The 6,682-nt window shown below is 68.5% G+C and carries 4 protein-coding genes and 1 rRNA gene; 1 reads left to right on the top strand and 4 read right to left on the bottom strand.

Annotated elements, in window-relative coordinates; all coding sequences use genetic code 11:
- Positions 1 to 9: 9 nt before the first annotated feature.
- Positions 10 to 126 (top strand): 5S ribosomal RNA (gene rrf, locus LQ566_RS14955).
- Positions 127 to 244: 118 nt separating this feature from the next.
- Here the strand turns inward: rrf and LQ566_RS17715 are convergent.
- The 4 genes from LQ566_RS17715 to LQ566_RS14935 all read right to left on the bottom strand — a co-directional run bounded on the left by LQ566_RS17715 (position 245) and on the right by LQ566_RS14935 (position 6,650).
- On the bottom strand, positions 245 to 2,194 hold the full coding sequence (locus LQ566_RS17715) for an aldehyde dehydrogenase family protein (RefSeq protein WP_231092567.1): 1,950 nt from the start codon (positions 2,192 to 2,194) through the stop codon (positions 245 to 247).
- 42 nt (positions 2,195 to 2,236) lie between these two features.
- A complete protein-coding gene (locus tag LQ566_RS14945; protein WP_231092566.1) occupies positions 2,237 to 3,631 on the bottom strand; it encodes an MFS transporter in 1,395 nt (464 codons plus the stop codon).
- Positions 3,632 to 3,714: 83 nt separating this feature from the next.
- Entirely contained in the window at positions 3,715 to 3,978 is a 264-nt protein-coding gene (locus LQ566_RS14940; RefSeq protein WP_231092565.1) for a glutaredoxin family protein, read from the bottom strand.
- 26 nt (positions 3,979 to 4,004) lie between these two features.
- Positions 4,005 to 6,650, bottom strand: a complete 2,646-nt coding sequence (locus LQ566_RS14935) for a hypothetical protein (RefSeq protein WP_231092564.1) — start codon at positions 6,648 to 6,650, stop codon at positions 4,005 to 4,007.
- Positions 6,651 to 6,682: the final 32 nt, after the last annotated feature.

The raw sequence follows: 6,682 nt of genomic DNA, 5'->3' as shown, positions 1-6,682 counted from the left end.
CAATAGTGTTTCGGCGGCCATAGCGAGAGGGAAACGCCTGGTCACATTCCGAACCCAGAAGCTAAGCCTCTCAGCGCCGATGGTACTGCAGGGGGGACCCTGTGGGAGAGTAGGACACCGCCGGACTCCTTTTAACACGAAAGCCCTGACCACCGCTGGTCAGGGCTTTCGTCATTCCCCCAACACCACACACCCCTCCACCATCACCCGCGCAAGCGCGGCGATGCTGGAGGGGTTTTCTGTGTCAGCTGCGCAGCGCTTGGAGCAGCGTCTTCATCAGTCGCGGGATGTTCCCGTCCATGCGGAAGCGGGTGAAGCCCTCGCTCACCTGCGCTCCCGTACGGCTCGTGACGAACCACGGCGGCTTCGGGAGGATCGTCCATGCGCCGCCGCCGAGGGAACGCGGGAACGGGCGGAACGGACCGGAGAGCACCGATCGTTCGACGTGATCGATGAGAAGACCGTTGTGGACAACGCCGATTCCGCTGCCCACATCGGACAGCGTGTGACCGGGGAAGGCCCCCCACGACAACGTGGGCGCCGTGAAGGAGAAACCGGTCCAGCCATTGATCGCGATGTTCCCGTAGTGGAGATCGTCGATGGCCCGATCGAACCCGGCCCCGAGGGCGCGCTGGGCGGACGGATCGATGAGGACGTTGGCACCCAGTGTTCCGGCGAGCTTCTCGTTCGCGTGCGCGACGGCCGCATCGAGGAAGTGCTGTCCGGTACCGGGAAGGGTGACCACGCCGAGCACTGGGGAGAAGTACTCGGTACTCTCCAGAGCGCGTGCGTCGTCGGCGTCATCCAGGACGATCAACCGGCGTTCGCCGAAGCGTTCAGCCGCAGGATAGGCGTCGTCTGCGGCACCGAGCTTCGATGCCGAATTCGGGTACCAGACCGGCCGGTCCGGTGCAGCCGCATAGGCTCGGCGGAGCGCGTCGAGGAAGTCCTCGCGCTGAGGCCAATCCGCGGAGAGGATCACCACCTGACCGGAGATGCAGTTGTGCCCGCAGTTCTGCAGGCGCATCGTCACCACGTGCTCGGCCTGGTAGTCGAGATCAGCCTGCGTCCACTCCCCGGGAACCACGATGATCGGGGCGACGCCGCCAAGCTCGCCGGTGATCGGCTTGTGGAGGAGGGGCTGGCCGTTCTTGCGTCGCTTCTCCGCCGCAGCCCCTGTCCCCCAGACGATGGCGTCGAAGGTCACCGCGGACCCGGTGATGTGGACGTGGGCAAAGGCATCGGATGCGGTGAGGTGTGCGCCGACGGCTCCGTCACCCGAGATGATGCGCACGAAGCCGGCCTCCACAAGCGGGAGCAGCGCACGGCGGTACACCGGAAGCAGCCGGTCCTGGGTGGGATTGAGCTTCAGCAGCGACACGCGGTTGGCGGAGAGCAGCTCGTACAGGACATCCAGCACCGGGATCGAGGTGATGTTCCCTGCGCCGAGTACCAGACCTACACCGCCGGACGCGCCGGGAGTGAGCTGAGCAAGACCGGCGCCACGGATCGCCTGACCGGCATCCACGCCCGGACGCAGCCACACCTGACCGGTGAAGCCGGACAGGAGCGTCGCATCCACCCCGTCGGCGGGGAAGACGTCTACGCGGGTGCGGCCACTCGGCGACGTCGAGAACTTCTTCCCATCCAGCGGACTCCCGCCGGCCGCCAGGGTCCGCAGCGTCCGCTCGTAGGTGCTCAGTGCGGACAGGACGGCGTAGGGGCCGCTCAGCCACTCCTCGCCTCGCAGCGGATGACGTGCGTCCAGCCCCTTCGTCTCGGCCGCGATCCTGGCCCAGTCCTCGGCTGCAGCCGACACACTCGCGTGGAGTCGGCGCAGGAGCGTGGCACGCTGGGTCAGAGTAAGCGTGGACCAGACCGCTGATCCGATCCGCAGGGCGTCGAGCTCGGTGTCGATGGCAGCGATCGTCTCGGCGGAGACTGCCGGACGCGGGGGCCGCGCTGCGGCGGCGCGACCGGGCGCAGGACTCGGCCGCTTCGATCGCGCCGAGCCTGGCGATGCGGCGGACGCACGCGTCTTGCGCGCTGCCACGGTTTCGGGTTTGTCCGCTTTCGGGGTCTTCTCACGCGCACGTGCGGCGCCGCTGCGGGACGCTCGGGCGGGCTGTGCAGCGGACTTCTGCGCCGCAGCCGCGTCGATCGGCTCCGGTGTTGCGTCAGCGGGTGTGCTCACAAGAAACCTCCTGGTCTTCGGCCAGCCTATGCCTCGTCGCCGTCACGTGGCGGGGGTGACGACGTCGATATCCTGCTTGGTGACCCGATACCGTGACAGGCTCATCAGGCTCAGGAGGGTCAGACCGGCGGGGACGATGCTGAACGCGACCACAATCCCGGCGACAGCGGATTCGGGTTGGGTCACCGACATGTCCGCGGTGGACGAGACGTATCCCGTGAGCGTCAGCACCGCAGTGAACGCTGAGGCCGAGAGAGCGAATCCCACCGTCTCTCCCGCGGTCCACACTCCGCTGAACGTGCCGGCGGCGGCCGGGCCGTCCGCATCCGCGGAGATCACATCGGGCAGCATGGCCATGGGCAACGACTGCATGCCGGCATAGGCGATACCCGCCAGCGCCACCGGGGCGTACAGCCAATCACCCGGTGCCATGAGCGCTCCTGCGATGATGACCGCGGCGACGATGAACAGGGTCGACGCGAGCCGGAACGCCCGCGTCTTGCCGGTGCGACGAGCGATCGCACTCCAGACGGGTGCCGCAATGAGAGCCGGGGCGATCAGTGACACGAACAACAGCGTCACCGCTGCTTCCGAGCGCATCACCCAGGTGGCCAGGTACTGCGCGCCGGCGAGCATGAGGCCCGTTGCGAGTGCCTGCAACACGTAGGTGAGGAGAAGGGCGCGGAACGGCTGGCTGCGCCGCAGCGCGCGCATCCCTTCCACATAGTGCGCCCGCACGTCCAGGCCCGGTGCATCGGCCCGGGACACCCGCCGGGTCCCACGCGCAGCGACCGATGTCGCGATCAGCATCCCGATCCCGATCGTCACACCCGAGACCGCACCCATAAGGAGGTAGCCGGTGGTGGGATCACCGGTCAGATCGCGCAGGATCGGGCCTCCCGCCCCGAAGAGCAGGATCGCGAACGTCAGGACGATCACGCGCCAGGTGAGCAGCCGTGTGCGCTCGTCGTATCCGGGCGTGAGTTCGGCCGGCAGTGCGATGTACGGGACCTGGAACAGGCTGAAAGCCGTGGCCGTCGCCGTGAACGCGACCAGCACCCAGAGCGCCCCGATCACCGGTGCCAGCCCGGGAGGGACGGCGAAGGTCAGCGCGAACAGGAACGGCAGTGAACAGGCGCCGACGAGCATGTAGCCGCGTCTGCTCCCGGTGAACGCACGCTGACGGTCAGTAAGGGCACCGATGACCGGGTCGATGATGACGTCCCAGAGCTTCGCGATGGTGATGACCACCCCGGCGAGCGCTGCGGCCACACCGAGGTTGTCGGTGAGGTAGTAGGTCAGTACGAGTCCAGGCAGGGTCGCGAAGCCGCCCGTGCCGAGAGAACCCGCGGCGTAGCGGGCGATGGTTCCCGCAGACAGACGATGTGCGCCCGTCACGGGCGGGCCAGGGTTCGGGTGTGGAGCGCCAGTGCTCATCGCGTCAGTGTATCGGCGCGGGTCGGCGCACACCCACGGCACGCCAGCCGTCGGCCCTCGGAGAGGACCGACGGCGACGGGAATCAGATGAGGTTCAGCTCGCTGAGCTTCGCCTCGACGTCGGCGTTACTCGGCTCCACGTGGTGCGTGGCGTCGGGATACACGACGACGGGGATGTTCGTGCGCCCGGAGATGTCCTTGGCGACGTCCGCCGCAGCAGGATCGGCCTCGAGGTCCACGTAGGTGTACGCGACGCCGAGCTCGTCGAGCTGCTTCTTCGTGCGACGGCAGTCACCGCACCAGGCGGCGCCGAACATGGTGATCGTGTCAGGTGCGGGAGTGGTCATGGATCCAGGCTACGCCTCGCCGGAACCTACCGGCTCGTTCCGGAGCGGAGATGACCTGCCACGTCATCGGCGGCGAATGCGGCGCGCAGCTCCCGCCACGCCGTGCCGTCCAGTGTCGCCACGTCGCGAGAGGCGCGTTCGGCGTCCGACGTCGCCGCGACGCCGTAGACGATGTCGCTCGCGCCCACCTGGCGCAGTTGCGTGTTCAGCTGGTCGAGATCGCTGTCGGTGAACGCCGGCAGCACCACCAGCCCGGCATCCGTCGTCGTCCCACCCGGCGTTCCCCGGGCGATCAGCACACGCGCTGCGCCGTCGAGCACCGCCTGCTGGCGGAGGAGGTCACGCGGGTCGGACATCAGGTAGTCCGCCGCCGTGCTCGGGGTCAGCGTGAGCGGTCCGGTGGGGAACGTGAACCGATCGGCCTCGATATCCGACGGATTGACGATGTCGAGGTCTCCGGACAGCGCGAGCCCGGTCAGCCAGGGCTCCGTGATCACCATGGTGTGGTCGATACGGATACCGAGGGAGTCCTGCATGCTGGCTCGCAGTGCTTCCGCCCCGCCCATGCTGAGCGCGTCTGAGAGCGTGCCTTCACCGTGCTGGGGGATCGCCACCCAGGTGTCGGGGCGGAACGAGACCGAGGAGACGCTGGAGCCGTCGGCGGAGAAGTCGACCACAGCGATCGCCACGGCCTGCGCCCCACCCTCGGACGCGATGTCCGCGGCATCCTCCGGCGAGTCGGCGAGGGCGATCAGGATGTTGGTCTCGCCGTGACCTGCGCCGGCCTTCACATCGGAGTCCGCAACCGACGCGCCGCTCTCACCGGACAACGGGGCCGCGACGGGAGCTCTGAGAGCACTCGTCACCGCCACGACCACGGCGATGGCCGTGGCGAGCGCGGCGACGATCGTCAGCACCACGATGCGCCGGCGCGCCGCCGTCATCGGCCGGCGACGAACGCGGGCGCTCACCGGACCTCCGGCGCCGCTCGGCCTTGTGCGCCCCGCCGGGGTGCGTGGTCCACGCGGGGAGGGGTGCGGCCGATCGTTCAGCCCGGCGCTCGTCCGAGGAGCGGCTTGGCCGGCGCTTCGGCGAGCGGGGTTCGCACGCGCGGACACGGCGACGTCATGCGTCACCGGTGCCGGCAAGGTGTCCTCCGGAACCTCCTCGTCGTCGCCCTCGTCGATCTCCCGGGCGAGCTCTGCGGCGGGAAGAGGCAGCCGGATGCTCCGGGTGCTCACGTTCTGCTCCGAGGTGTGCACGTCGGACGGCGTCGTGCTTCGGGGAACGAACATGCCGTGGTCCGTCCCCTGGCCCGCGGCCGCAGCCCGCAAGGACATCAGGGTGGCGTATGGGATCGTGCTCGCGTCGCGGAAGTACCCGTCTGCCTCCAGCGCGCCGGCCTCTGCCTCCAGCGCGCGGGCCTCTGTGTCCTCTCGCTCGGGCGCCGCGTCTGCGATAGCGGTGAGAGGTGAGGTGTGCCTGGTCCCTGCGTGAGTCGAGATATGTGCTGTCGCTGCAGGCGACGCGGTGAGCGTGGTCGCAGCGGGCGACGGGGTGGTGCTGGTCTCTGCGGGAGTTGAGGCGGCTGGTGCCTCTTCGGGAATCGAGGTGTGCGTGGTGGCAGCGGGCGACGGGGTGGTGCTGGTCTCTGCGGGAGTTGAGGCGGCTGGTGCCTCTTCGGGAATCGAGGTGTGCGTGGTCGCTGTCGGCGACGGGGTGGTGCTCGTTTCTGCGGGAGTCGAGGCAGCGGGCGCCTCTTCGGGAATCTCGGTGTGCGAGGTCGCTGCGGGAGCCGAAGTGTACGTCGGCACCTCGCGCGATGAGGTGGCCTCGGTCTCTGCGGGAGTCGAGGTGTGCGCTGTCTCTTCGGGCGACGAGGCGGTCCCTGTCTCCGCAGCGCGGGGGGCGTCGGCGATTTCGGCGAGGGCTGAGGCGTCGGTGATCTCGGTGGGAGTCGAGGCGCCAGCGGTCTCTGCCGAAGGTGAGGCGTCGTCAGCGGTCTCAGCAGCAGATGAGGCGTCCGCCGTGCTGCGCACGTTGCGACGCAGCCGCCTCGCCCCCGTCGCCGCGTTCGTACGGGCCGCTCCCCGGCGCCGGTCGAGCTCTGCTCGGCTCACCGTCTGGTCATCGTCGAAGTCATCGTCGAAGTCCTCGCCGTCGAGAACCTCATCTTTGTCGGGCGTCTCGTCGTCGAGAACCTCGTCGCCCAGAACCTCGTCATCGTTGGACGCGTTTTCGTCGTCGAGAACGTCGTCTTTGTCGGGCGTCTCGTGGTCGTCGAGAACCTCGTCTCTGTCGGGCGTCTCGTCATCGCCCAGAACCTCGTCATCGTTGGACGCGTTGTCGTCGTCGAGAACGTCGTCCTGGTCGGACGCTCCGTCGAGAACTTCGCCTCCGCCAAGAACTGCGTGCGCGTCGAGTGCGTTGTCGCCGGGAACCCCGGGGGCGCGGCGCGCGCGGCGGAGCTGGTTGAGAGCGTCGCGGCTGATCGTGGCGTCGTCATCATCCGGTGCCAGCCCATCGCGGACGGCCGACGCTGACCGAGCACGCATCGCATCGAGCTGCGCGCGATTGATGGTCAGTTCAGCGCGGTCCCCAGCCGAATCGGTTCCCGTTGAGTCCAAGCCCGCCGATCCTCCGACGGGAAACTGCGCTCCCCAGCGCGTCATGTGAGATCCCCTTGCGCGATGTATCACCGCCA

This window comes from Microbacterium nymphoidis (genome assembly GCF_021044885.1).
GTDB classification, from domain to species: Bacteria; Actinomycetota; Actinomycetes; order Actinomycetales; family Microbacteriaceae; genus Microbacterium; species Microbacterium nymphoidis.
Note: the sequence above shows the minus strand (reverse complement) of the source record. Positions and strands in the feature narration are given on the sequence as shown.